The 23,313-nt window shown below is 62.1% G+C and carries 20 protein-coding genes; 13 read left to right on the top strand and 7 right to left on the bottom strand.

Annotated elements, in window-relative coordinates:
* The first annotated feature begins 19 nt into the window (after window positions 1-19).
* Together LZK81_RS13130 and maiA are read left to right on the top strand one after the other, a co-directional pair.
* Window positions 20-1,036, top strand: a complete 1,017-nt coding sequence (locus LZK81_RS13130; protein ID WP_046604043.1) for a fumarylacetoacetate hydrolase family protein — start codon at window positions 20-22, stop codon at window positions 1,034-1,036.
* On the top strand, window positions 1,036-1,686 hold the full coding sequence (gene maiA / locus LZK81_RS13125; RefSeq protein WP_046608628.1) for a maleylacetoacetate isomerase: 651 nt from the start codon (window positions 1,036-1,038) through the stop codon (window positions 1,684-1,686). Before LZK81_RS13130 ends, maiA begins: the two co-directional genes overlap by 1 nt.
* Here maiA and LZK81_RS13120 read toward each other — a convergent pair.
* Window positions 1,683-2,321 (bottom strand): TetR family transcriptional regulator, encoded by a 639-nt coding sequence (locus LZK81_RS13120; protein ID WP_046608629.1) that lies wholly within the window; start codon window positions 2,319-2,321, stop codon window positions 1,683-1,685. The genes maiA and LZK81_RS13120 overlap by 4 nt on opposite strands.
* Window positions 2,322-2,616: 295 nt before the next feature.
* Between LZK81_RS13120 and LZK81_RS13115 the strand changes: the two genes are divergently transcribed.
* From LZK81_RS13115 to LZK81_RS13095, 5 genes are all read left to right on the top strand, one after another.
* The gene (locus LZK81_RS13115; protein ID WP_233953564.1) at window positions 2,617-3,180 is read left to right on the top strand and encodes a TRAP transporter small permease; all 564 of its coding nucleotides are present in this window, start codon (window positions 2,617-2,619) and stop codon (window positions 3,178-3,180) included.
* Between the two features lie 10 nt (window positions 3,181-3,190).
* Entirely contained in the window at window positions 3,191-4,471 is a 1,281-nt protein-coding gene (locus tag LZK81_RS13110; protein ID WP_046608631.1) for a TRAP transporter large permease, read from the top strand.
* Between the two features lie 73 nt (window positions 4,472-4,544).
* Window positions 4,545-5,558, top strand: coding sequence for a TRAP transporter substrate-binding protein (locus LZK81_RS13105; RefSeq protein WP_046625782.1), 1,014 nt, complete (start codon window positions 4,545-4,547; stop codon window positions 5,556-5,558).
* A gap of 62 nt (window positions 5,559-5,620) precedes the next feature.
* A complete protein-coding gene (locus tag LZK81_RS13100; protein WP_233953563.1) occupies window positions 5,621-6,481 on the top strand; it encodes a shikimate dehydrogenase in 861 nt (286 codons plus the stop codon).
* A 211-nt stretch (window positions 6,482-6,692) separates the two neighbouring features.
* Window positions 6,693-7,841 (top strand): M20 family metallopeptidase, encoded by a 1,149-nt coding sequence (locus LZK81_RS13095; protein ID WP_233953562.1) that lies wholly within the window; start codon window positions 6,693-6,695, stop codon window positions 7,839-7,841.
* Window positions 7,842-7,847: 6 nt separating this feature from the next.
* Here the strand turns inward: LZK81_RS13095 and LZK81_RS13090 are convergent, their stop codons facing one another.
* The 5 genes from LZK81_RS13090 to ytfQ all read right to left on the bottom strand — a co-directional run bounded on the left by LZK81_RS13090 (window position 7,848) and on the right by ytfQ (window position 13,215).
* A complete protein-coding gene (locus LZK81_RS13090; RefSeq protein WP_037083382.1) occupies window positions 7,848-8,591 on the bottom strand; it encodes a FadR/GntR family transcriptional regulator in 744 nt (247 codons plus the stop codon).
* On the bottom strand, window positions 8,592-9,578 hold the full coding sequence (gene yjfF / locus LZK81_RS13085) for a galactofuranose ABC transporter, permease protein YjfF (RefSeq protein WP_080952441.1): 987 nt from the start codon (window positions 9,576-9,578) through the stop codon (window positions 8,592-8,594).
* Window positions 9,575-10,624 (bottom strand): ABC transporter permease, encoded by a 1,050-nt coding sequence (locus tag LZK81_RS13080; protein ID WP_046604048.1) that lies wholly within the window; start codon window positions 10,622-10,624, stop codon window positions 9,575-9,577. Before LZK81_RS13080 ends, yjfF begins: the two co-directional genes overlap by 4 nt.
* The gene (locus LZK81_RS13075) at window positions 10,621-12,147 is read right to left on the bottom strand and encodes a sugar ABC transporter ATP-binding protein (protein ID WP_233953561.1); all 1,527 of its coding nucleotides are present in this window, start codon (window positions 12,145-12,147) and stop codon (window positions 10,621-10,623) included. The genes LZK81_RS13080 and LZK81_RS13075 overlap by 4 nt, the downstream gene beginning before the upstream one ends.
* A 108-nt stretch (window positions 12,148-12,255) precedes the next feature.
* Window positions 12,256-13,215 (bottom strand): galactofuranose ABC transporter, galactofuranose-binding protein YtfQ, encoded by a 960-nt coding sequence (ytfQ, locus tag LZK81_RS13070; RefSeq protein ID WP_046604050.1) that lies wholly within the window; start codon window positions 13,213-13,215, stop codon window positions 12,256-12,258.
* Between the two features lie 328 nt (window positions 13,216-13,543).
* Here ytfQ and araD1 point away from each other — a divergent pair, with 328 nt between their 5' ends.
* From araD1 to mmsB, 6 genes are all read left to right on the top strand, one after another.
* Complete coding sequence (gene araD1, locus LZK81_RS13065) at window positions 13,544-14,536, top strand: AraD1 family protein (RefSeq protein ID WP_046608804.1); 993 nt, start codon at window positions 13,544-13,546, stop codon at window positions 14,534-14,536.
* 7 nt (window positions 14,537-14,543) lie between these two features.
* On the top strand, window positions 14,544-15,470 hold the full coding sequence (locus LZK81_RS13060; protein ID WP_233953560.1) for a Gfo/Idh/MocA family protein: 927 nt from the start codon (window positions 14,544-14,546) through the stop codon (window positions 15,468-15,470).
* Between the two features lie 2 nt (window positions 15,471-15,472).
* Window positions 15,473-17,317: an IlvD/Edd family dehydratase gene (locus tag LZK81_RS13055; protein ID WP_105430154.1), complete on the top strand. Its 1,845-nt coding sequence runs from the start codon at window positions 15,473-15,475 to the stop codon at window positions 17,315-17,317.
* A 117-nt stretch (window positions 17,318-17,434) separates the two neighbouring features.
* The gene (gene chvE, locus LZK81_RS13050) at window positions 17,435-18,466 is read left to right on the top strand and encodes a multiple monosaccharide ABC transporter substrate-binding protein (RefSeq protein WP_233956546.1); all 1,032 of its coding nucleotides are present in this window, start codon (window positions 17,435-17,437) and stop codon (window positions 18,464-18,466) included.
* A 56-nt stretch (window positions 18,467-18,522) separates the two neighbouring features.
* Complete coding sequence (gene mmsA / locus LZK81_RS13045) at window positions 18,523-20,082, top strand: multiple monosaccharide ABC transporter ATP-binding protein (protein WP_046608639.1); 1,560 nt, start codon at window positions 18,523-18,525, stop codon at window positions 20,080-20,082.
* Complete coding sequence (gene mmsB / locus LZK81_RS13040; protein ID WP_233953559.1) at window positions 20,082-21,272, top strand: multiple monosaccharide ABC transporter permease; 1,191 nt, start codon at window positions 20,082-20,084, stop codon at window positions 21,270-21,272. Before mmsA ends, mmsB begins: the two co-directional genes overlap by 1 nt.
* Before the next feature lie 133 nt (window positions 21,273-21,405).
* Here mmsB and LZK81_RS13035 read toward each other — a convergent pair whose 3' ends face one another.
* Entirely contained in the window at window positions 21,406-23,304 is a 1,899-nt protein-coding gene (locus LZK81_RS13035) for an ABC transporter ATP-binding protein (RefSeq protein ID WP_233953558.1), read from the bottom strand.
* Between the last annotated feature and the right edge of the window lie 9 nt (window positions 23,305-23,313).

Raw genomic sequence — 23,313 nt, 5'->3', positions numbered from 1 at the left:
AAACGGGAAACACTCATTCATGAAGCTCGCGACACTGAAGGACTCCACCCGCGACGGCCGCCTGGTCGTCGTCTCGAAAGACCTCACCCAGTGCTCGGAGGTCGGTCATATCGCCCGGACCCTCCAGGCGGCGCTCGACGACTGGGCGTATGTCGGTCCGCGGCTCGAACGGGTGGCGGACGGTATCGAGACCGGTGCGCAGCCGACCATCCGTTTCCATGAACATGATGCGGCATCGCCGCTGCCGCGTGCTTACCAGTGGGCGGACGGGTCGGCTTACGTCAATCACGTCGAGCTGGTGCGCCGGGCGCGCAATGCCGATATGCCGGAAAGCTTCTGGACCGATCCGCTGATCTATCAGGGCGGCTCCGACAGTTTTCTCGGACCGCGCGATCCGATCCCGCTCGGCGACGAAGCGTGGGGCGCCGATATGGAAGGCGAGATCGCAGTCATCCTCGGCGATGTGCCGATGGGGGCTTCGGTGGATGAGGCGCGCGACGCGATCCGTCTCGTGCTTCTCGTCAACGACGTGTCCTTGCGCGGGCTGATCCCATCCGAACTCGCCAAGGGTTTCGGCTTCTTCCAGTCGAAACCGTCCTCCGCTTTTTCTCCGGTCGCGGTCACGCCCGATGAGCTGGGTTCGGCCTGGGACGGAGGCAAGCTTTCCCTGCCGCTCAAGGTCGATCTGAACGGCAAGCCTTTCGGCCGTGCCAATGCCGGCGTCGACATGACCTTCGATTTCCCGCAACTGATCGCCCATGCGGCGAAGACGCGGTCGCTGATCGCCGGCACGATCATCGGTTCGGGCACAGTCTCCAACAAGCTCGACGGCGGACCCGGCAAGCCGGTTGCCGATGGCGGGGCCGGCTATTCCTGCATTGCCGAAATCCGCACCATCGAGACGATCAATCTCGGCGTGCCGAAAACGCCATTCCTGCACTTCGGAGATACGGTGCGGATAGAAATGAAGGACGACAAGGGTCATTCGATCTTCGGCGCGATCGAGCAGACCGTGACGAAATACGAGAAGGCTTGATGAGCGATACGGTGCTCTACGATTATTGGCGGTCCTCGGCGAGCTACCGGTTGAGGATCGCCCTCAACATGGTTGCGGAGACGTTCCGGTCGGTGCCGGTCGATCTGCTCGCCAAGGCGCACAAGTCGCCGGAGCATCTTCAGCGCAATCCTCAGGGGCTTGTGCCGGTGCTGGAAATCGACGGGCACAGCTTCACCCAGTCGCTCGCCGTGATCGAATATCTCGACGAGACGCGCGGCGGGGCTTTTCTGCCGGGAGATTCCGTCGGTCGTCAGCGGGTGAGGGCGCTCTCTTATGTCATCGCCATGGAAATCCACCCGGTCTGCAATCTCAACGTCACGGGTCACGTTATGTCACTGACCGGTGGCGGCGACGAAACCCGGGTGGCCTGGATGCGGAAGTTTATCGGCGAGGGGCTGGCCGCCTTCGAGGTATTGCTCGATTCCCCTTCGACCGGAACATTCTGTCACGGCGACCGGCCGGGGATGGCGGATATCTGTCTCGTGCCGCAGGTCTACAACGCGCGGCGATGGAGCGTCGATCTCTCTGCCTGCCCGAAACTTGTCGAGATCGCCGACCGCTGCGCCGAACTGAAACCGTTCGCCAACGCCCATCCCGACAATGCCCATTCAGACAAGGCGGCTCGCTAGGTCTTCAGGTAGCTGATCACCGCGTCGGCGATCATGCCCTTGTGGCGCTCCATGGTCGCCGGTTCCGAAAGGTCGCGGCGGAAGATCGTGCCGAACGTATAACGGTTGGAGACGCGGAAGAAGCAGAAGGCACTGATCAGCATGTGAATGTCGATCGGGTCAGCTTTCCGGGCAAATACACCGGCCGCGACGCCGCGATCAAGGATCGCCGCAATGGTCTCGATGACCGAGACGTTCAGGTCGCGGATCGCCTCGGATCGCAGCATATGTGCGGCGTGGTGGATGTTCTCGATGCTGACCAGCCGGACGAATTCCGGATTGGCCTCGTCATGTTCGAAGGTTGTCGAGATCAGCACCCGCAACGCTTGTTCCGGGGGCAGGTTGGAAAGCTGCAGGTCTTCTTCCAGCGTGCGGATCTTGCGGTAGGCTCGCTCGAGAACGGCGAGGTAGAGCCCCTCTTTGCTGCCGAAGTAATAATAGATCATCCGTTTCGAGGTGCGGGTTTTTTCCGCGATCGCGTCGACACGGCCGCCGGCGAGGCCATGGGTCGTGAACTCCTCCGTCGCCACATCCAGGATGTCTTCCTGGGTGCGTTGCGGATCGTTTTTCCTGCCGTTTTCGCGTTTCGCCGCCATCCCCGAATCCGCCTTCACCGTTTCGTCCGCCATGCTCACAGAAACAGGCCTTGTGGACAACCGATTGTCCATATCGAATTTTCGTATTTGTTCCAAAGTCATAATGGGCCTGTGTGAGGCTTTCAATAGATGGTGCTTGACATACGCACTAGTTCGTACATTTTATCCGAATTGCCGGTCGATCCCTGAGGAGGCGGTCCCGGCGGAGGTTATCTTGTCAAAGGACCGATTGGCCAGCCGTATCAGCGGAGGCCACTATCGATATCCGGTGACGGAAGCCTTGGGAGGACCGGAAGTGACACGAGTAATCGATTTCTATTTCTTCGCGCTGAAGGTCGTCATCGCCCTGCTTCTGGCAGGCATGGTGGTGCTTGTCTTCGGCAATGTCGTGCTGCGTTATGCCTTCAATCAGGGGATCACCGCTTCAGAAGAGCTGTCGCGCGTCTTCTTCATCTGGCTGACCTTTCTCGGTGGCGTCGTTGCGATGCGTGAACACGGCCACCTCGGTGTCGATTCGCTTCTGAAGCGGCTGCCGCCGACAAGTGCCAGGATCGCAGTGCTGATGGGGCAGGGGCTCATGCTCCTCGCCACCTGGCTGTTGATCAGCGGAAGCTGGACGCAGACGCTGATCAACCTGCCCGCCACCATGCCCGCAACCGGCATTTCGATGGGCTGGTTCTACGGCGCCGGCCTCGCCTTCGGGGTTCCGACCTTCCTCATCATCCTCTGGGACGCCTTCCAGGTGGCCACCGGCCGCATCGATATCGCGACTGCCCAACTGGTGCGCGACAGCGAGGAGGAGGTGGCCCTCGACAACCATCCGGAAGCCGCGGTCGCTGCCGGCGTCACCAAGGCCTGAGGAGAGACCGATGACGCTCACTATTTTCCTCGGCGCCCTTCTCGGTCCCATGGCGCTCGGCGTGCCGATCGCGTTTGCGCTGATCCTCAGCGGCGTGGCGCTGATGATGTACATGGACATCTTCGACGCCCAGATTGTCGCGCAGAACGTGCTGAACGGCGCCGACAGCTTTCCGCTGATGGCCGTTCCCTTCTTCCTGCTTGCCGGCGAGGTGATGAATACCGGCGGCCTTTCGAAGCGTATCGTCAATCTCGCCATGGCCCTGGTCGGCCACGTGCGCGGCGGTCTCGGTTTCGTGGCGATCTTCGCCGCCTGCGTGTTGTCGAGCCTTTCGGGTTCGGCGGTGGCGGATGCCGCCGCGCTCGGCGCGCTTCTTTACCCGATGATGATCAAGTCGGGCCATGATCCAGCGCGGACCGGCGGACTGCTGGCATCGGCTTCGGTCATCGGGCCGATCATCCCGCCTTCGATCGGCTTCATCCTCTATGGCGTCATCGGCGGCGTCTCGATTACCAAGCTCTTCCTCGCCGGCATCGTTCCCGGCCTGCTGATCGCACTGGCGCTCTGCATCACCTGGCTGATCGTCGCCCGCAAGGAGCAGTTCGAACTGCCTCCGAGACAGAGCCGCGAGGTGCGCATCAAGGCGCTCGTCGACAGCATCTGGGCGCTGATGCTGCCGGTGATCATCATCGTCGGACTGAAGTTCGGCGTGTTCACGCCGACCGAAGCCGGCGTCGTCGCCGCCGTCTATTCGCTGTTCGTCTCGATGGTCGTTTATCGCGAGCTTGCGCCGTCCGAACTCTTCAACGTCTTCGTGGCAGCAGCAAAGATCACCGCGGTCGTGATGTTCCTGGTCGCCTGTGCTGCCGTATCCGCCTGGCTGATCACGGTTGCCGACGTACCCGGCGATCTCGTCGCGCTGCTCGAGCCGCTGATGGACAACCAGACGCTGCTGCTGCTCGCGATCATGGCGCTGATCGTCCTGGTCGGTACCGCGATGGACATGACGCCGACCATTCTGGTGATGACGCCGGTGCTGATGCCGATCATCAAGCAGGCGGGCATCGATCCGGTCTATTTCGGCGTGCTTTTCATCATCAACAACTCGATCGGCCTGATCACGCCGCCGGTGGGTACCGTACTTAACGTCATCTGCGGCGTCTCCAAGCTTTCGATGGAAGACCTGATGAAGGGCGTGATGCCCTTCCTGATCGCCGAACTGATCGTTCTCTTCCTTCTCGTCCTCTTCCCGCAACTGGTGACCGTGCCGGTCGCCTGGTTCGGGCGGTGAGGCCGGGAAGCTTCTGCAACCTAGTGCATATCAACCGGCCGTGGGGGACCCCGGCCATCAGTGGGAGGAAAACATGTTCAACACGATGATGAAACTGGCGCTCGGGATCGCCTTGCCGGTGATGCTGTTTGCCGGCACGGCATCCGCCGAAGTCCGCGCGCATACGCTGAAGTTCGCGGCCGCCAACAACAAAGGCCATCCGCAGGTCACCGGCATGGAAAAATTCGCCGAGATCGTCAAGGCGAAGAGCGGCGGCAAGATCGACGTCAAGCTGTTTCCGGGCGGCGTGCTCGGCGGCGACGTGCAGACCGTTTCCGCTCTTCAGGGCGGCGTGGTCGAGATGCTGGTGCTGAATGCCGGCATCCTCTCGAGCAACGTCAAGGCGTTCGGCGCCGTCGACCTGCCGTTCCTGTTCAACAGCGGGGAAGAAGCCGACAAGGTGATGGACGGCGCCTTCGGCAAGAGCCTTTCCGAGAAGCTGCCGGCGACCGGCCTCGTCGGCCTCGCCTATTGGGAACTCGGCTTCCGCAACCTCACCAACAACCGCCGCGCTGTGACCAAGCTCGAAGATATCAAGGGCCTGAAGATCCGCACGCTGCAGTCGCCGATCCCGATCGAGCTGTTCAACAGCCTCGGCGCCAACGCGGTGCCGCTGCCCTACACGGAACTCTACACCGCGCTCGAAACCGGAACGGTCGACGGCCAGGAAAACCCGTTCGCGAACATCCTCAATGCCAAGTTCTACGAAGTTCAGAAGTACCTGACGGTCACCCGTCACCAATACAATCCGCAGATCGTGCTGGTCAGCAAGAAGTTCTGGGACGGCCTGAACGACGAGGAGAAGGGCATTCTGCAGTCGGCAGCGACCGAAGCCCGCGACTTCCAGCGCAAGGTTTCCCGCGAAGCGGATGCCAAGGCGCTCGACGAGATCAAGAAGACCGGCATGCAGGTCACCGAACTCAACCCTGCTGAAACCCAGAAGATCCGCGATGCCGTGAAGCCGCTGATCGACAAGTTCAGCGCTGATGTGGGTGCCGATACCGTTTCGCTGCTCTTCAAGGAACTGGACGCCGTCCGCAAGAAGTAACATCCGCGCCGGCCCGTCTTCCCGGCGGGCCGGCCCTTCCACCGAAACGAGGCGCGACACCCATGGCCGAGACATTGCTGAAACCCTTGAAGGCCGGGCTGATCGGCGCCGGCATCCAGGCCTCGCTGACGCCGGCCATGCATATGAAGGAAGGCGCAGCTCAGGGCTTTCGATACGAATATGAGCTGATCGATCTCAATCTGCTCGGCCTGACGCCCAGCAGCCTGCCTGAACTCCTGGACGATGCGCAAGCACGCGGGCTGATTGGCCTCAACATCACACATCCCTGCAAGCAACTGGTCATTCCCTATCTCGACGAACTCTCCGACGAGGCGAGGGCCCTTGGCGCCGTCAACACCGTGGTGCTGAAGGACGGAAAGCGTTTTGGCCACAATACCGACTGGTGGGGTTTCGCCGAAAGTTTCCGGCGCGGTCTGCCGGGCGCCGATCTGGGCGCAGCAGTTCAGATCGGCGCCGGCGGCGCGGGCGTTGCGACGGCCTACGCGATCCTGTCCCTCGGTCTCAAGGCACTGACGGTGTTCGATCGCGAGCCTGACCGGGCCGAGCAGCTTGCGAAAACGATGTCGGCAATCTTTCCGGATGCGTCGATACGAGCCTCCTCCGATATCGTTTCGGCGATGCAGGATGTCTCGGGCATCATCCACGCTACGCCGACCGGGATGGCGAAATATCCGGGCCTGCCGCTGCCGCCGGAACTTCTCCGGCCGCATCACTGGGTAGCGGAGATCGTCTATTTTCCCCTCGAAACCGAGCTGCTGAGCGTTGCCAGGCAGCGCGGTTGCCAGGTGCTGAACGGCGGCGGCATGGCCGTCTTCCAGGCAGTCGGTGCCTTTCAGCTGTTCACCGGCCGGGAGCCGGATGCGGCCCGCATGCTCCAGCATTTCGAGGCACTGACAGTCTGACTGAAAATCGTCCGGCCCTGCTCGTGTCACGAAGCCGCGCACGGCAGCGCCGTTCTCGCCCAGGCGCGCGATCGAGGTGCCAATCTGGGGTGCTGCGATTTTTGCCGTTCATCTCGGCGGTGGGTCTGGCGATCCTGGCCTGGCCGACTATAGTGGCCGGGCCGCACTTCTGCGGCATCATCCCCGCCGAAGAACGCCCAAGGTTATTGCCATGACGCTTGCCATTTCCGCCAAAGACATCGACGACAAGGCTCTTATCGACGAGTTGAAGCAGTGGGTCGAGATCGAGACGCCGACGCCTGATGCCGCGGCTGTCAATCTACTGGCGGATCGGGTCGAGGCGATCGGCAAGGCGGCCGGGCTGGAGACGGAGCGGGTACCGGGCACGCTCGGTTTCGGCGATATCCTGGCAATCCGCTCGCCGCGCCCGGAGGGCAGCAACGAAAAGACCGTTCTGATACTGGCGCATCTCGATACCGTGCATGCGGTCGGCGTAATCGACAACCAGCTGCCGCTGCGTCAGGAGGGGGACAAGCTCTATGGCCCCGGCATATACGACATGAAGTCCGGCGCGCTGATGGCGCTCGAGGCGATGAAGCTCGCAGTCAGGCACGGCAGCAGGATGCCGATCGACCTGATTTTCGTGCCCGACGAAGAGATGGGAAGCCTGTCGTCTCGCGCCTTCATGGAGGAGGCGGCGAAGAATGCAGGTTATGCGCTGGTAGTGGAGCCCGCGCGCGATGGCGGCAAAGTCGTCGTCGCCCGCAAAGGGGTCGCCATGTACGATGTCGCCGTGCGGGGACATGCCTCGCATGCCGGTACAAGGCCGCAGGATGGCCGCAGTGCCATTCGCGCAGCCGCCCGGCTGGTTCTGGAGCTTGAGGCGCTCAACGACACCGAACGCGGCGTTACGGTCACGGTCGGGACGATCCAGGGTGGAACGGGCCGCAACACCGTGCCGGCGGAATGCCGTCTGCAGGTTGACGTTCGTGTTCCCGACGATGTGATCGCCAGCGAGATCACCGGCAAGATCGAGGCGATGAAGCCCGTCGATCCGGATATCACCTTTGCAATCGACGGCCAGATCAACCGTCCGCCGTTCGCGCAGACCGAAGAGGGCAGGCGTCTTTTCGATGTTGCCGCAGAGATCGCCGGCGGTCTCGGCATCGTGCTGGAAGGAATGACGACGGGTGGGGGCTCGGACGGCAATTTCACGGCAGCGCTTGGCGTGCCGACGCTCGACGGGCTGGGTGCAGACGGTGCCGGCGCGCATACGTTCAGCGAGCATATCTTCGTCAGCAGCGTTGCGCCGCGCACCGCCCTGCTCGCCAATCTGATGATCTCGCTCGACGCGAGATAACCCGTCTCAGGCCGGCAAGGTCACTTCGAACGAGTTGGCAATGCGGATCTTGCCGACCTCGATGACATGCCGCATGGCGGAGATCGCCCTGTCAGGATCACGCGAGGCGACGGCATGGGCGATTCTCAGGTGGTTGGTGGCGACCTCGTCGATCTTTTCCGGCGAGGCAGCCGGCGAGGAGAGCTGGAAGGAAATGGCAAGCGCCGCCTCGATCAGCGCGCTCGCCGAGCGCATGAACGGATTGCCCGACATGCGGGCGATGGCGAGGTGGAATTCGAGGTCCACCTTGGCGATGGTTTCCGGCGTATGGGAGAGATCATCGAATTTCGCGGCGATCGCGTAGAGCGCGACGATGTCGTCGCTGGATGCGCGTAACGCAGCTGCGGCTGCTGCTGCCGGTTCCAAGGCCATGCGCATTTCCGCCAGATGCTCGATGAATTCGAAATCCAGCCCGGATTCGAAGCGCCAGCCGAGCACGTCCGAGTCGAAGAAGTTCCAGCTGGCCTTGTCGAGCACACGGGTGCCGACCTTGGCCTTGGCTTCGACCAGCCGTTTGGCGGCGAGCGTCTTCATGGATTCGCGCAACACCGTGCGGGACACGCCGAAACGGGCGGAAAGCTCGGTGTCGCCGGGCAGCAGGGAGCCTTCCGGGATCTTGCCGGAAACGATCCCCCGGCCGAGCTCCGCCACCACATGCGCGTGGTTGCTGCGGCGCTTTCGCCCACTGATCGTCGTTTCCAGAAGTCCCACTCAGATCTCCTTCAGCCGTCCCTCGGCCAGTCGTCGGTTTGAATACCAGATGATTCCGCGCTGCAATACAATGAAGACGAAGAGCAGGATGCCGATGACGATTTTCGTCCACCAGGACGACAGCGTGCCGTCGAAGACAATGTAGGTCTGGATCAGACCCTGGATCAAAATACCGATGAACGTTCCCGCGACCAGGCCGACGCCGCCGGTCAGAAGCGTGCCGCCGATCACGACCGCCGCGATCGCGTCGAGTTCGACGCCGACCGTCGCCAGCGAATAGCCCGACGAGGTGTAGAGCGTGTAGGCAATGCCGGCGAGGCCGGAAAGGAAGCCGGACAGCGCGTAGATGCCGACCGTCGTGGAGCCGACCGGGACCCCCATCAGCTCGGCCGATTGCTGACTGCCGCCGATTGCATAGACATTGGCGCCGAAGCGGGTGCGGCCGGCGATGAAGGCTCCGACGATGAACACCAGCAGCATCAGAATGGCAAGCGCGGTCAGCCTGCCGCCGCCCGGGAAGCGGAAGTAGAAGCCCTGGATCGTGTCGATCATCTCATGTGAGATCGGCACGGATTCCGTCGAGATCAGGTAGGCAGCCCCTCGGGCCAAAAACATGCCAGCGAGCGTCACCACGAAGGGCGGTATGCCGAGATAGCGGATCATCGCTCCCATCAGGCTGCCGAACAAGGTCGAGACGACCAGCACGGCGGCGAAGGCGACGAGCGGGTGGACGCCGAGGGAGCCAACCAGGACGGCGACGAAAACGCTGGTGAAGGCGATCACCGAGCCGATCGACAGATCGATGCCGCCCGACAGGATGACGAAGGTCATGCCAACCGCGGCGATGCCGAGAAAGGCGTTGTCGGTCAGAAGGTTGCCGATGACGCGCATCGACAGCATGTTCGGGAACTGCAGAACGCAGAGGGCATAGGCGATGACGAAGATGCCGAGCGTAGTGACGAAGGGCAGGTTGCGGGTATGGATCATCGAACCGTTCCTTCCGCCTTATGGGGTGTCTCGCGGGATACCGTCTCGCCCTTGCGCCGCGAAGCCTTGAGGAAGCCGAACAGCGTCATGATCGCCGGCGACTGCAGGGTGAGGACGACGATGATGATCCCGGCCTTGATGATCAGGTTGAATTCCGGCGGGAAACCCGAGACGAGGATGCCCGTGTTGATCGACTGGATGATCAGCGCGCCGATCAGCGATGCGGTGATGGAAAAACGCCCGCCGTTCAGTGAGGTGCCGCCGATGACGACGGCGAGGATGGCGTCGAGCTCCAGCCACAGGCCGGCGTTGTTGGCGTCAGCCCCGCGGATATCGGCGGTGACGATCAGCCCGGCGATGGCGGCGCAGAGGCCGGAGATCGCATAGACGAAGAACAGCAGGAAACGGGCGCGTACGCCGGCGAGCGTCGCGGCGCGGCGGTTGATGCCGGTCGCCTCGATCAGGAACCCGAGCGCCGAGCGGCGCACCAGCAGGCCGATGATCAGGGCGGCGCAGATCCAGATGAGGATCGGGATCGGGATGCCTGCGAGGGACCCGGAACCAAGCGCCGCGAAGCTGTCGTTGTTGAAGGTGAGGATGACGCCCTCGGTGATGAGCTGGGCGATGCCGCGGCCGGCCACCATCAGGATCAAGGTGGCGATGATCGGCTGGATGTCGAGGAGGGCGACCAGCACGCCGTTCCAGAGGCCGCAGAGGAGGCCGACGCCGAGCGAGATCAGGATCACGACCGGCAGCGGATAATCGTGTGCGATCAGCGTCGCGGCAACCGCCCCGCAGATGGCGATCACCGCGCCGATCGAGAGATCGATGCCGCGGGTGGCGATGACCAGCGTCATGCCGATCGTCAGCAGCGCGACCGGCGCGGCGCGCACCAGGATATCGATCAAACTGCCGTAGAGCCGGCCGTTCTGGAACGAGACGTTGAGGAAGCCGGGCGCGACCGCCGTGATGAGGGCGAGGATGACGGTGAGCGCGATGATCTGGGGCGCCAGGCGTTTCAGCCGGCGGGTGAGGCGGTTCGTCATGCGGCCTCCGTGCGGGCCGGTGCTGCGATCGCCTGCATGATGTTGTCGGCGGTCACCTGATCGCCCTTGAGTTCGGCGATATGCTTGCGGTCGGAAAGCACGATGACACGGTGGGCGATGGCGGTCAGTTCCTCCAGTTCCGAGGAGATCACCACCAGCGACATGCCGTCGGCGCAGAGTTTTTCGATCATTTTCAGGATTTCCGCATGCGCGCCGATATCGATGCCGCGCGTCGGTTCGTCCAATATCAGCAGACGGGGTTCGGTCGCCAGCCAGCGGGCGAGGATCGCCTTCTGCTGATTGCCGCCGGAGAGGAATTTCATCTGTCTGTTGGGATCGGGCGGCCGGATATCCAGCGACTTGATGAACCCCTCGGCGAGTGCGGCCTTTTCGCGCGAGGAAAGCGGCTTTGCCCAGCCCTGGCGGGCCTGGACTGCGAGCGCGATATTATCGGCGACGGAAAAATCGCCGATGATGCCGTCCGTCTTGCGTTCCTCCGGGCAGAAGCCGAAGCCGCTGGCAATCGCCGCTTCCGGGGATGAGAGGGCGACCTGCTGGTTGTCGATGGTCGCCGTGCCGCTGTCGGCGCGGTCGATGCCGAAGAGCAGGAAGGCGGTCTCGGTGCGGCCGGAGCCGAGCAGGCCCGCGACGCCGACCACTTCGCCGGGGCGGATGTCCAGATCGAAAGGCGCGACGCTGCCGCGCTTGCCGTAGCTCGAGAAGCGGATCGGCGCTTCGGCGGTCGAGGCGATGGTTTCTTCCTGCGCCTGATGTTCGCGGGTGATGTGCTGCAGCTCGCGGCCGAGCATCATCGAGATCAGCTCCAGCCGCGGCAATTCGGCGAGCTTGCGGGTGCCGACAAGCCGGCCGTTGCGCAAGACCGTGACACGGTCGGCGACCGCATAAACCTGGTTCAAAAAATGGGTGATGATGATGATGCCGAGACCTTCCTCGCGCAGCCGGCGCAGCACCGTAAACAGCATCTCCACCTCGTGAGCGTCCAGGCTGGCGGTCGGCTCGTCGAGCACAAGAACCTTGCCGGACAGATCGACGGCGCGGGCGATGGCGACAAGCTGGCGGACGGCAACGGAATAGGACGAGAGCAGGGCGTCGACATCGATGTCGAGGCCGTAGCGTTCGAGAAGCGCCTTCGAGCGGCGGCGCATTTCGCGGCGGTCGATCAGGCCGAAACGGCGCGGCTGGCGGCCGAGGAAGAGGTTTTCAGCGACCGTCAGGTTTTCGAGGAGATTGACCTCCTGGTAGACTGTGCCGATGCCGAGGCCTTGCGCCTCCGCGACGCTGGCCGGCGTCACTTCCGCGCCGTCGAGGCGCATGGTGCCGTGATCGCGGCTGTAGACCCCGGTCAGGATCTTGATCAACGTCGATTTGCCGGCGCCGTTTTCGCCGAGAAGAGCATGGATCTCGCCGCGCTCCAGCGTGAAATCGACGGCGTCGAGCGCCGTGATGCCGAGGAAGGCCTTGCCGATGCCCCGGGCTTCCAGAAGTGAATTCGTATCCGACATGCCTAAAGTCCCGCGTCTATCGAAGAACCGGAGCGGCGAGGGTGCACCGCTCCGGTTGCTGGAGTCGCCCGGCTCTAGGGGTAAGAGGTGGAGCCGGGCGGCGGGAGGTCAGTAACCGAGGCCCTTCTTGGCTTCGTAGACCTTCATCGGGTCATCCTTGGCGGTATAGAGCTTCGATTCCGTCTGGATCCACTTCGGCGGAGCCTTCTTGTCCTTCAGATAGGCGTTGAGGGCATCGAAGGCGGGGCCGGCCATATTCGGCGTCAGCTCGACCGTCGCATTGGCTTCCCCCTTGGCCATCGCCTGGAAGATATCCGGCACGGCGTCGATCGAAACGACCTTGATGTCGGTACCGGGCTTCAAGCCGGCTTCCTTGATCGCCTGGATGGCGCCGACGGCCATGTCGTCGTTATGGGCATAGACCGCGCAGATGTCCTTGCCGCCGCCTTCGGCCTTGATGAAGCTTTCCATGACTTCCTTGCCCTTGGTACGGGTGAAGTCGCCGGTCTGCGAGCGGGCGATCTTGATGTTGGCATGCCCGGTGATCGCCTGTTCAAAGCCCTTCTTGCGGTTGATGGCCGGCGAAGAGCCGGTCGTGCCCTGAAGTTCCACGACCTTGCAGTTCTTGGAGCCGATTTCCTTGACCAGCCAGTCGCCGGCGACCTTGCCTTCGAACACCTGGTCGGAGGTGACGGCCGTCAGGTAGAGGTCCTTCGGTGCGTCGATGTCGCGGTCGAGCAGGATGACCGGGATTTTCTCTTCCTTGGCTTCCTTGAGAACCGCATCCCAGCCGGTGGCGACCACCGGTGCGATGAAGATCGCGTCGACCTTTTGGGCGATGAAGCCGCGGATCGCCTTGATCTGGTTTTCCTGCTTCTGCTGCGCATCGGCAAACTTCAGGGTAACGCCGCGTTTTTCGGCCTCCTGCTTGGTGACCGTGGTTTCGGCGGCACGCCAGCCGGATTCGGATCCGATCTGCGAGAAACCGACTGTCAGGGACGCGGCGGAAACGCCGGATGCCAACGATAGGGTAAGAGCGGCTACAGCTGCCGCGAGAGCTCTTTTCATCTTAAATCCTCCCAGAGATGATAAAGCGAACTGACGGCTCAAGGATTGGCATATAATATTACTTTTTCAAGCGCTATTTTTGAACAAATTGCGAGAAAGGCAGTATCCCACCGCTTTTGGTGGCAACAATCGATTGAATCCTTGGGATAAATAGCATTCTTAAAAAGATCGGGATTGCCGGAAGCGGTTTTTCTCCTCCTTGACAAGCCCGATGCCAATCCAATAGTCGTATTAATGACTACATCGGGCCGGATGGTTCTGATGGGAGGAGTGGCATGGCGGCAGGAGACGTCATGTTGGTATTGGAAGCATTTGGGTGATGAAATCGATGTTGCGGGTTCTTCAGGTCGTGAATGGCGCTGGTGCGTCTATTGTTGTCGCGTGGGATGGCGAAGGTGCTGCCCGTGCGGTGAACGGCGTTTCGTCCACCTATGATCTCGCCTGCCAAGCGATTGCCGCCGGCCAGACATTGGCTCAACGGATCGACGCCGCCGGTCTCGGCGATGCCGTCGATCTTGAAAAGGCCGCGGGCGAAGGGCGCCTTGGCCTGCCGATCACCCATCCGGACCCGGCGCATTTCATCGTCGCCGGCACCGGTCTGACGCATCTCGGCTCGGCCGATGGTCGCGACAAGATGCACAAGGCGGCGCAGGCGACGGAAAAGCCGACCGATTCGATGCGCATGTTCCTGATGGGCGTCGAAGGCGGCAAGCCGAAACCCGGTGAGGCCGGCGTGCAGCCGGAATGGTTCTACAAGGGCAACGGCTCGCAGCTTCGCGCCACCGGGAGCGATCTGGTATCTCCGGCCTTCGCGCTCGATGGCGGCGAGGAGCCGGAACTGGCGGGCATCTATCTGATCGGCCCGGACGGCACGCCCTTCCGGCTGGGCTTCTGTCTCGCCAACGAATTTTCCGACCATGTGACCGAGAAGGGCAACTATCTCTGGCTCGCCCATTCCAAGCTGCGCCAGGCGGCCCTCGGCGCGGAACTTCTGGTCGGCGACCTGCCGGACCACGTGGAAGGCACATCACGCGTGCGGCGCGGTGACGAGGTGATCTTCGAAAAGCCGTTTCTCTCGGGCGAGGCGAACATGTCGCACACGATCGCCAACCTCGAACATCATAATTTCAAATACGATATCTTCCGCCAGCCGGGCGATCTGCATGTACATTTCTTCGGAACTGCGACGCTGTCGTTCTCCGAGGGGATCAAGACGGAGCCGGGCGACGTTTTCGAGATTTCCGCGGCCCCCTTCAAGCTGCCGCTCGTCAACCGGCTGACTGTCGCGGCGGATGCGCCCGTGACGATCAAGAAGCTCTGAGGCGGCCATGGCTCTCATTCGCGTCGCCATCGTCGGGCTTGGAAAGATCGCAAGGGATCAGCATCTCGGCGCGATCGAAGCAACCGACGGCATCGAACTCGTGGCCGTCGCCAGCCGCCACGCCAAGCTCGACGACATCGCCTGTTTCCATGAGATCGGCGATCTGCTCGCCTCGGACGTCGAGTTCGATGCGGTCTCTCTCTGTACGCCGCCCGTGGGGCGCTTCGAGCAGGCAAAGGCCGCGCTCGATGCCGGCAAGCATGTGATGCTCGAAAAACCGCCGGGCGCGACGCTTTCTGAGGTCTATGCGCTGGAAAAGCTCGCCAAGGCGAAGGGCGTTTCGCTGTTCTCGACCTGGCATTCGCGGGCTGCCGCTGCCGTCGAGCCGGCGCGGGCGCTGCTCGCAAAGCGGAACATCCGCAGCGTAACGGTCGAGTGGAAGGAAGATGTCCGCCACTGGCATCCCGGTCAGGCCTGGATCTGGGAGCCGGGTGGCCTCGGCGTCTTCGACCCCGGCATCAACGCGCTGTCGATCGTCACGCGCATCCTGCCGGAAAGCTTTCACCTTACCCGTTCCGAACTGACCTTCCCGGCCAACCGGGCGGCGCCGATTGCGGCAAACCTCTCTTTCGAGACCGACAGCGGCGTTCCAGTCCTGGCCGAGTTCGACTGGCGTCAGACCGGGCCGCAGACCTGGGATATCCGAGTCGAGACCGACGAGGGTCCGATCGTTCTGACCCAGGGCGGCAGCCGCCTTTTCGTCGATGGCAAAAGCGCGATCGTCGAGGAAGACAGGGAATACCGCAATCTCTATCGTGATTTCGTGGCGCTGGTGGCAGAAAGCCGCAGCGATACCGATTTCTCGCCGCTGGTGCATGTCGCCGATGCCTTTATGCTGGGCCGGCGCATTCAAACAGACGTATTTGAGGACTGATGATGACCAATTCGGAAAACGTAACTTCGAACGAGATCGCCGAAACCGACCAGCGCCGACAGGAGGTCCGCAAGCTCCGCTCTCGCGCGTGGTTCGACAACCCGTCGAATGTCGATATGACGGCGCTCTATCTCGAGCGCTACATGAATTTCGGTCTCAGCCAGGCGGAACTGCAGTCCGACCGGCCGATCATCGGCATCGCCCAGACGGGTTCCGATCTTTCGCCGTGCAATCGGCATCATCTGGAACTGGCGCATCGTCTGCGCGAGGGTATCCGCGAGGCAGGCGGCATCGCCATCGAATTCCCGGTCCACCCCATCCAGGAAACGGGCAAGCGTCCAACCGCCGGCCTTGACCGCAACCTTGCCTATCTGGGCCTCGTGGAAGTGCTCTACGGCTATCCGCTCGATGGCGTCGTGCTGACGATCGGCTGTGACAAGACCACGCCGGCCTGTCTGATGGCCGCGGCCACCGTCAACATTCCGGCGATCGCGCTGTCGGTCGGTCCGATGCTGAACGGCTGGTTCCGCGGCGAGCGCACCGGCTCGGGCACCATCGTCTGGAAGGCCCGCGAGCTGCTGGCCAAGGGCGAGATCGACTATGCGGGCTTCGTCAAGCTCGTTGCCTCCTCGGCACCGTCCACCGGCTATTGCAACACGATGGGCACGGCGACGACGATGAATTCGCTTGCCGAAGCGCTCGGCATGCAGCTTCCGGGTTCGGCGGCGATCCCGGCGCCCTATCGCGACCGGCAGGAGGTTTCCTATCTGACCGGCCTTCGCATCGTCGAGATGGTCAAGGAAGACCTGAAGCCTTCCGAGATCCTGACCAAGGAAGCCTTCATCAACGCCATCCGCGTCAATTCGGCGATCGGCGGCTCGACAAATGCGCCGATCCATCTGAACGCGCTTGCCCGTCATATCGGCGTCGAACTCACGGTCGACGACTGGCAGACCTATGGCGAGGAAGTGCCGCTGCTCGTCAACCTGCAGCCGGCCGGCGAATATCTCGGCGAGGACTATTATCATGCAGGCGGTGTTCCTGCCGTCGTCAACCAGCTGATGACTCAGGGCCTCATCCATGAGGACGCCATGACGGTCAACGGCAAGACGATCGGCGAGAACTGCCGTGGCGCCATCATCGAGGACGAGAAGGTCATCCGCCGCTACGACGAGCCTTTGAAGGCCCATGCGGGCTTCCGGGTGCTGCGCGGCAACCTGTTCTCTTCGGCGATCATGAAGACCAGCGTCATCTCGCCGGAATTCCGTCAGCGTTATCTCTCCAACCCGAACGATCCGGAAGCCTTCGAAGGCAGGGCGGTCGTGTTCGACGGGCCGGAAGACTATCATCACCGGATCGACGACCCGTCGCTCGAAATCGACGCGCATACGGTCCTGTTCATGCGCGGCGCCGGCCCGATCGGGTATCCGGGCGCTGCCGAAGTCGTCAACATGCGGGCGCCGGATTATCTCCTGAAACAGGGCATCTCGTCGCTCGCCTGCATCGGCGACGGTCGCCAGTCGGGAACCTCGGGCAGCCCCTCGATCCTCAATGCCTCGCCGGAAGCAGCCGCTGGCGGCGGTCTCGCCATCCTGCGGACCGGCGACCGCGTGCGCATCGATGTCGGCCGCGGCACAGCGGACATCCTGATCTCCGACGAGGAGATGGCGGAGCGTCGCAAGGCACTCGAAGCGGCGGGGGGCTACCAGTACCCGAAGCATCAGACGCCCTGGCAGGAAATCCAGCGCAACTATGTCGGCCAGCTCGAAACCGGCGCAGTGCTGGAGCCGGCCGTCAAATACCAGCGGATTGCCCAGACCAACGGCATTCCGCGCGACAATCACTGACCATTTCGGTTCCCAGGGTGGCGGAGGCCGCCCTTAGACAAGATTGGCGGCTCGAAGGGAGCCGCTCCAAAGGAGGAGTAATCCATGCGAATGTTCAAATATCTCGCGACCGCGGCCATGTTGGCCGGTCTGGTCGTTGCGGCTCCGGTCAGCGCACAGGAAAAGGGCCTCGTCGGCGTCGCCATGCCGACCAAGTCTTCCGCCCGCTGGATCGCGGACGGCGACAACATGGTCAAGGTTCTGAAAGAGCGCGGTTACAAGACCGACCTTCAGTACGCTGAAGACGATATCCCGAACCAGCTCGCGCAGATCGAAAACATGATCACCAAGGGCGCCAAGGTTCTCGTCATCGCCTCGATCGACGGCACGACGCTTTCCGACGTGCTGCAGCAGGCCGCCGACCAGAAGATCAAGGTCATCGCCTATGACCGTCTGATCCGCGATACCCCGAACGTCAGCTACTACGCCACCTTCGACAATTTCCAGGTCGGCGTTCAGCAGGCCACTTCGCTGGTGAAGGGCCTCAAGGCCGACACCGAAAAGGGTCCGTTCAACATCGAACTCTTCGGCGGCTCGCCGGACGACAACAACGCCTTCTTCTTCTACAACGGCGCGATGAGCGTGCTTCAGCCGTTGATCGACAAGGGCGTGCTGAAGGTTGGCAGCGGCCAGGTCGGCATGGACAAGGTCGCGACGCTGCGCTGGGACCCGGCAACCGCCCAGTCCCGCATGGACGCAATCCTCTCGTCGACCTATTCCGGCAAGAAGCTGGACGGCGTTCTGTCTCCCTATGACGGCATCTCGATCGGTATTCTGTCGTCGCTGAAGGGCGTCGGTTACGGTTCGGGCGGTCAGGCGATGCCGGTCGTTACCGGCCAGGATGCTGAAGTTCCGTCCGTCAAGTCGATCATTGCCGGCGAGCAGTATTCGACGATCTTCAAGGACACGCGCGATCTTGCCAAGGTCACCGTCGACATGGTCGATGCTGCGATGAGCGGTAAGGAGCCGACCGTCACCGACACCAAGACCTATGACAACGGCAAGAAGGTCGTTCCGTCATACCTCCTGAAGCCGGTCGTGGTTGACAAGACCAACTGGAAGCAGGTTCTGGTGGATGGCGGTTACTACAAAGAATCGCAGCTTAAGTAAGCCTTTTAATCCGCGCGGTGGTATTCTGCCGCGCGGACCCTTTTTTCGGAGTGATCATGCTCGATCCCGTTCCGCTTGCCGAAAAGCCACCCATCCTCGAGATGCGGGCGATTTCGAAAAGCTTTGGCGCCGTAAAGGCGCTTTCCGATGTCAGCTTCGCCGTTCAGGAGGGGGAGATTCATGCCCTCGTCGGCGAAAACGGCGCTGGCAAATCGACCCTCATGAAAGTGCTTTCCGGCGTTTATCCGCACGGTTCCTACGAGGGCTCCATCTTTTTCGGGGGTGAGGAGCGGCATTTCCGCGACATCAACGATTCCGAAAAGCTCGGCATCATCATCATCCACCAGGAACTGGCACTCATTCCGTTGATGTCGATCGCGGAAAACATCTTCCTGACCAATCCCCCGGCGAGCCGCGGGGTGATCGACCGAAGCGAACGGCACAAGCGCACCCAGGCATTGCTTGCAAAGGTGGGGCTTACAGAACAGCCGGACACGCTGATCACCAATATCGGCGTCGGCAAGCAGCAGCTGGTCGAAATCGCCAAAGCGCTGTCCAAGGACGTGCGGTTGCTGATCCTCGACGAGCCGACCGCGTCGCTCAACGAGACTGACAGTGCTGCGCTTTTGGAACTGCTCAAGGAATTCCGCCGCAACGGCATTACCTCGATCATGATCTCGCACAAGCTCAACGAGATTTCCGAGGTCGCCGACCGCATCACGGTGCTGCGCGACGGCCGCACCGTCGGCACGCTGGACTGCCATGCCGGTCCCGTCGACGAAGACGAGATCGTACGACGCATGGTCGACCGTGACCTGGAGAGCCGCTATCCGAAGCGTGATCCAAAGATCGGCGACGTCGTCTTCGAAGTCGAGAACTGGTCCGCATATCATCCGATGCACTCGGACCGGCAGGTGGTGAAGAACGTCTCGCTGAAGGTGCGGGCCGGCGAGGTCGTGGGCATTTCCGGCCTGATGGGTGCCGGGCGCACCGAATTCGCCATGAGCCTGTTCGGCCGGTCCTGGGGGCGCCACGTCACCGGCACCGCCAAGCTGCATGGCAAGGAACTCGACCTTTCCGACGTCCACAAGGCGATCAAGGCCGGCCTTGCCTATGTGACGGAAGACCGCAAGCAGCTCGGCCTCATCCTGCAGGAAGACATCCGCAAGAACGTCTCGCTCGCCCATCTCGGCGGCGTTTCCTCGCGCGGCGTGATCGACGACATCGCCGAGATGAAGATCGCGCAGGAATTTCGCGGACGCATGCGCATCCGCAGCCACAACGTCTATCAGGAAACCGGCAAGCTGTCCGGCGGCAACCAGCAGAAAGTGGTATTGTCGAAATGGCTGTTCACCGATCCTGACGTGCTCATTCTCGATGAGCCGACGCGCGGCATCGATGTCGGTGCAAAATATGAAATCTATACGATCATCAACGAACTCGCCGATGCGGGTAAGGCGGTGATCGTCATCTCGTCGGAAATGCCCGAGCTGATCGGCATTTGCGACCGTATCGTGGTGATGCACGAAGGTGCGTTTGTCGGCGAAGTGGCCGGCGAGGAAGCCACGCAGGAAAATATCATGCGCGCCATCATGCGGCGCAAAGGGAGAGAATAATGAGTACTCCGCAGGAAACGATATCGGCGCCTCAGAGCGTGGGCGGTTTTCTGAAGGACAATCTGCGCGATTTCGGCATGCTGATTTCGCTGGTCGTGATCGTCATCTTCTTCCAGATCGCCACCGACGGCGTGCTCCTGAAGCCGCTCAACGTCACCAACATCGTGTTGCAGAACTCCTATATCGTCATCATGGCGCTCGGCATGCTGATGGTGATCGTCACCGGTCATATCGACCTGTCGGTCGGTTCGGTCGCGGGCTTCATCGGCGGTTTTGCCGGGTTGCTGATGGTTCAGTGGGGTATCAATTTCGCCGTCGTCATCGTCATCAGCCTTGCTGTCGGCGGCTTGATCGGGGCGATCCAGGGCTATTTCGTCGCCTATTTCAAGATACCGTCCTTCATCGTGACGCTGGCGGGCATGCTGGTCTTCCGCGGACTGATGATCGCCATCCTCGGCAGCCAGGCGATAGGGCCTTTCCCGCCGATTTTCCAGAAGCTCTCGTCCGGTTATGTCGTCGAGCTGATCTCGTCGACCGGCGGCCTCTACATCACCTCGTTCCTGCTCGGGCTGGTGCTTGCGGTGATCCTCATCGTGCAGAATTTCTCAAGCCGCAAGCGGCGCGTCTCGCATGGCGTCGAGACGGAGCCGTTCGGCTTCTTTGTGGCCAAGAACCTGCTGATCCTCGCCGGCGTCGGTTACATCGCCTTCCTGATCTCGTCGCATCGCGGCATGCCGAACGTGCTGATCATCATGGCGGTGCTGATCGCCGCCTATAGCTTCCTCACCACCCGCACGGTGATCGGCAGGCAGATCTATGCGGTCGGCGGCAACGCCCGCGCAGCCGAGCTTTCCGGCATCAAGACGACGCGGCTGGTGTTCCTCACCTTCGTGAACATGGGCGTGCTTGCGGCTCTCGGCGGGCTCGTCGTCGCCGCACGGCTGAACAGCGCTACGCCGAAGGCCGGTACCGGCTTCGAACTGGACGTCATTGCGGCCTGCTTCATCGGCGGCGCATCCGCTTATGGCGGCGTCGGCAAGGTGACGGGCGCGGTCATCGGCGCCTTCCTGATGGGCGTGATGAACAACGGCATGTCGATCCTCGGTATCGGCATCGACTACCAGCAGGTGATCAAGGGCCTGGTTCTGCTCGGCGCCGTCTGCGTCGACGTCTACAACCAGCGCCGCTGAGGCCCGCGCCTCCTTCAAGGTTGCCAGATGAAACTCGAAAGCCCGGATGCGTCAGACGCCTCCGGGCTTTTTTGCGTTGGCCCTGTAAACCGCGACGACTCCGGGGGGATGGGTGGAGCGGTCCAGACCGGCTTCAGGTCGCCTGCTCGGTCACGGCCTCTTCGATGACATCCTCAGGGATATCGTCGAAGGACGAGTAGTTGAGATTGTAGAGCTTCGAATAAAGCTTCTTGTTCTTCATCAGCTCGCGGTGGTTACCGCTCTCGATCAGCTCGCCGTTCTGCAGCACGATGATGCGGTCGGCTTCGCGGATGGTAGCAAGGCGATGGGCGATGACGAGCCCCGTGCGGCCTTCGAGCAGCTTCACCAGCGCCTTCTGGATCAGCATTTCCGTATAGCTGTCGATATTGGCGGTCGCTTCGTCGAGAACCAGGATTTTCGCGTCCGCCACCAGGGCACGGGCAAAGCTCAGGAGCTGGCGCTGGCCGAGCGAGAGATTGCCGCCGCGCTGGCCAAGGATGCTTTCGTAACCATCCGGCATGCGCATGATGAAGTCGTGGGCGCCGACCGCCTTGGCCGCCTCGATCACCTGTTCCCGGGTCGCATCCGTCTTGTGGTATCGGATGTTCTCGAACACCGTTCCGGTGAACAGGAACGGCTCCTGCAGCACCATGGCGATCTGCCGGCCGAGCGATTCCTGCGTCAGGTCCCGCACGTCGTGACCGCCGACCAGAACCTGGCCCTGCTGCACGTCGTAGAAACGGTGGATCAGCGACATGCAGCTCGACTTGCCCGAGCCCGTGGGGCCGACCAGCGCGACCGTTTCGCCCGGGTTCACCTTGAAGCTCACATGTTTCAGGACAGGGTGCTTGGGATTGTAGCCGAAGACCACGTCCTTGAACTCGACCGAGCCGTCCATGTCCGATGTCAGGACCTTGGCGTTCGGCGCATCCTTGATGTCCACCGGCACGTCCAGCACTTCGGTCAGGCGCTGGCCGGACGCCATGGCGCGTTGCATGACCGAATATTGCAGCGTCAACGACCGGATCGGGTCGAAGAAGCGCTGGATGTAGAACAGGAAGGCGACCATGACGCCGACGTCGAGCGCCTGGTTGAGCACGCGGGCGCCGCCGACCACGACGACCAGCGCCATCGCCAGGCCGGTCAGCGAATCGACGATCGGCACCATCACCTGGGCGTATTTGGCCGCGTTCAGATGGGTGTTGAGGTTGGCGCGCGCCTTGTCGTCATAGAGCATGAAGTTGACGCTCTGGCGGTCCATGCTCTGGACGGCGCGCACACCGTGGATGGCTTCGGCAAGCGCACCATTGGCGATCGAGTTGGTTTCATGCGCGGCCATGAAGGATTTTCGCGCCCGTGGCAGCCAGAAGAGGCGCACGACGAAGAGGACAGGAAGCGCGCAGAGGGTCAGGAGGCCGAGCTTGAAATCGAGCGTCAGCATGACGAAAACGATGCCGAACAGCAGCGTGATGTCGCCGACCGAAAGGACGGAGGTTTCGAGGAATTCCTGCATGGAATTGACGTCGCCCTGCAGGCGCGACATCAGGCGGCCGACTTCCGTCTTGTCCATCCAGGACAGCGAGACGCGCTGCAGGTGGCTGAACATCGCCTTGCGGATATCGAAGAGCACGTCTTCGGCAACACCGCCGACCAGCGTCTCCTGCGCATAACTGGCACCGAAATTGATGATGATCGCCACGAGGAAGGCGACCATTGACCAGATCAGCACCGACTGGCTGTCGCTGCCCGCCTGCATGCCGTGATCGATCGCGTAACGGATGATCAGCGGGATGAGGAGCTGCATCGCGGTGAAACAGAGTACCGCAAGCACGGCCCAATAGATCTTGGTGCGGTAGGGCCGCACGAAACTCCAGATGCGCCTGACGATATCGCCGTCGAAGACCTTGCCGAAGATTTCCTCTTCGATGCGGTGAGAGCCGACCACCGCGCGGGGCGGGCGCCTTCCGTCGTCACGAACGTCGGAGCGTTCGGTTTCCAGTTCCTCGGCCATAAATCCTCC

The sequence above is a fragment of the Neorhizobium galegae genome, from assembly GCF_021391675.1.
Lineage (GTDB): Bacteria > Pseudomonadota > Alphaproteobacteria > Rhizobiales > Rhizobiaceae > Neorhizobium > Neorhizobium galegae_B.
This window is presented reverse-complemented; position numbering and strand designations above follow the sequence as displayed.

Bases quoted from the DNA above. Each gene is read 5' to 3' on its own strand.
- LZK81_RS13120 (WP_046608629.1), bottom strand. From the start codon at position 2,321: ATGGCGGCGAAACGCGAAAACGGCAGGAAAAACGATCCGCAACGCACC.
- maiA (WP_046608628.1), top strand. From the start codon at position 1,036: ATGAGCGATACGGTGCTCTACGATTATTGGCGGTCCTCGGCGAGCTAC.
- yjfF (WP_080952441.1), bottom strand. From the start codon at position 9,578: ATGATCCATACCCGCAACCTGCCCTTCGTCACTACGCTCGGCATCTTC.
- LZK81_RS13055 (WP_105430154.1), top strand. From the start codon at position 15,473: ATGACCAATTCGGAAAACGTAACTTCGAACGAGATCGCCGAAACCGAC.
- LZK81_RS13035 (WP_233953558.1), bottom strand. From the start codon at position 23,304: ATGGCCGAGGAACTGGAAACCGAACGCTCCGACGTTCGTGACGACGGA.
- LZK81_RS13095 (WP_233953562.1), top strand. From the start codon at position 6,693: ATGACGCTTGCCATTTCCGCCAAAGACATCGACGACAAGGCTCTTATC.
- chvE (WP_233956546.1), top strand. From the start codon at position 17,435: ATGTTGGCCGGTCTGGTCGTTGCGGCTCCGGTCAGCGCACAGGAAAAG.
- araD1 (WP_046608804.1), top strand. From the start codon at position 13,544: ATGTTGCGGGTTCTTCAGGTCGTGAATGGCGCTGGTGCGTCTATTGTT.
- LZK81_RS13080 (WP_046604048.1), bottom strand. From the start codon at position 10,624: ATGACGAACCGCCTCACCCGCCGGCTGAAACGCCTGGCGCCCCAGATC.
- LZK81_RS13130 (WP_046604043.1), top strand. From the start codon at position 20: ATGAAGCTCGCGACACTGAAGGACTCCACCCGCGACGGCCGCCTGGTC.
- mmsB (WP_233953559.1), top strand. From the start codon at position 20,082: ATGAGTACTCCGCAGGAAACGATATCGGCGCCTCAGAGCGTGGGCGGT.
- mmsA (WP_046608639.1), top strand. From the start codon at position 18,523: ATGCTCGATCCCGTTCCGCTTGCCGAAAAGCCACCCATCCTCGAGATG.
- LZK81_RS13110 (WP_046608631.1), top strand. From the start codon at position 3,191: ATGACGCTCACTATTTTCCTCGGCGCCCTTCTCGGTCCCATGGCGCTC.
- LZK81_RS13100 (WP_233953563.1), top strand. From the start codon at position 5,621: ATGGCCGAGACATTGCTGAAACCCTTGAAGGCCGGGCTGATCGGCGCC.
- LZK81_RS13075 (WP_233953561.1), bottom strand. From the start codon at position 12,147: ATGTCGGATACGAATTCACTTCTGGAAGCCCGGGGCATCGGCAAGGCC.
- ytfQ (WP_046604050.1), bottom strand. From the start codon at position 13,215: ATGAAAAGAGCTCTCGCGGCAGCTGTAGCCGCTCTTACCCTATCGTTG.
- LZK81_RS13060 (WP_233953560.1), top strand. From the start codon at position 14,544: ATGGCTCTCATTCGCGTCGCCATCGTCGGGCTTGGAAAGATCGCAAGG.
- LZK81_RS13105 (WP_046625782.1), top strand. From the start codon at position 4,545: ATGTTCAACACGATGATGAAACTGGCGCTCGGGATCGCCTTGCCGGTG.